Origin of the sequence: Mycobacterium sherrisii (genome assembly GCF_002102355.1) — a bacterium.
GTDB classification, from domain to species: Bacteria; Actinomycetota; Actinomycetes; order Mycobacteriales; family Mycobacteriaceae; genus Mycobacterium; species Mycobacterium sherrisii.
Map to the genome: position 1 here is coordinate 1 of NZ_LQPT01000007.1, position 1,717 is coordinate 1,717.

General features: G+C 65.8%; 2 protein-coding genes. Both read right to left on the reverse strand.

Annotated features, from left to right (window positions below; genetic code table 11):
• Positions 1 to 68 precede the first annotated feature (68 nt).
• A complete protein-coding gene (gene istB, locus AWC25_RS00660; protein WP_069403155.1) occupies positions 69 to 878 on the reverse strand; it encodes an IS21-like element helper ATPase IstB in 810 nt (269 codons plus the stop codon).
• Positions 875 to 1,717, reverse strand: an 843-nt coding sequence (locus AWC25_RS00665; protein WP_425320223.1) for a Mu transposase domain-containing protein, incomplete at its 5' end; no start/stop codon positions are given. The genes istB and AWC25_RS00665, both read right to left, overlap by 4 nt.

Below are 1,717 nucleotides of genomic sequence, written 5' to 3' on the forward strand. Positions count from 1 at the left end.
GCTGTCAATGGCCAAGTCGAAGTCCTCGCTGGTGGCCATGTAAAAGTCCCCACCCCGTGTAGTGATTCTTAGGTTGGTGGAGTGGTCTCCTTCCGGTGTTGGGCGTCCTTCATGCGGTAGGACTCGCCGTTGGTGATGACTACGGTGGCGTGGTGCAGGAGTCGGTCGAGGATGCTGACGGCGGTGGTCTGCTCGGGCAGGAAGCGTCCCCATTCTTGAAATGGCCAGTGCGACCCGATCGCAAGGGATCGGCGTTCGTAGGCGCCTGCGACGAGCCGGAACAACAGCTGGGTGGCGGTGTCGTCGAGTGGGGCGAAGCCCAGTTCGTCGAGGATGATCAGATCGACCCGGAGCAGGGATTCGATGATCTTGCCGACGGTGTTGTCGGCCAGTCCGCGGTAGAGGGTTTCTACGAGATCGGCGGCGGCGAAATAGCGCACCTTGTGTCCGGCGTGGATCGCGGCGACTCCGAGCCCGATGAGGGTGTGCGACTTCCCGGTTCCGGCGGGTCCGACGATCGCCAGATTCTGTTGTGCGCGTATCCATTCCAGACTGGATAGATAGTCGAACACCTTCGATGGGATCGAGGAGGTGGTCACGTCGAACGACTCCAGTGTCTTGGTGATAGGGAAGCCGGCGGCCTTGAGCCGGTTGATCACGTTGGAGGCATCGCGTGCCGCCAACTCGGTCTCCACTAGAGTCCGCAGCACCTCCTCGGGAGTCCAGCGTTGGGTCTTTGCGGTGATCAGCACCTCGGGTGCGGTGCGTCGGATCGCGGCCAGTTTGAGTCGTCGCAACCCGGCGTCGAGATCAGCGGCCAGCGGCGGAAGCGATGGCGGTGCAACGGGTTTGACTGTCTTCGTCGATGTGGTGGTCATAGCGTCGCCTCACCGTCTACGGCTGGGCTCACGGTGTAGGCGTCCAACGATCGGGTCGGGGCGACCGGCAGGTCCAGGATCAATGCATCCCCGGCGAGGCGGGGCTGCGGGGCGCCCGCGCCGGCGGCCAGGATCGAGCGCACGTCAGCGGCGCGGAACCGCCGGAAGGCCACCGCACGGCGCAACGCCGCGGTCAATGCGTCGGTGCCGTGGGCGGCACCCAGCCCGAGCAGAACCTCCAACTCCGAACCCAGCCGGGTGTTGCCGATCGCCGCAGCACCGACCAGGAACGCCTCGGCCTCGGCACCCAAGGCACAGAACTGCTGCTCAGTGGTCGTCCTGGGTCGCGGGCCCCGATGCGGCGTCGGTCGTGGCCCGTCGTAGTGCTCATCGAGGACCGACGCCGAGCCTGGCGCGGCGAGTTCGTGTTCGGCCACGATTATCCCGGTGGCGGGATCGACCAGGCAGACCGCGCCATGATCGAGCACCACCGCCACGCTGGTCCCGATGAGTCGGGTGGGTACCGAGTAGCGGGCTGAGGCGTACCGGATACACGACAGTCGGTCGACCTTGTGCAGCACCGACGGCGCCCCGATCTGCAACCGCAGCGAAGGGAGTGGCTGCAGCACTTCACGTTCGACGATGAGACGCTCGTCGGGTACGGCCTGGATCTCGGTGTGCATCGCGGCGTTGACCTCGGCGCACCACACTGTGGCCGAGGCGTTGGCGGCCCGCAGATCGACACCGCGTCCCGCGATGGCGGCCTCGGTGAGCAACGGGACGGCCAGGTCGCGTTGGGCATAGCCGCACAAATTCTCCACGATGCCCTTGGATTCGGG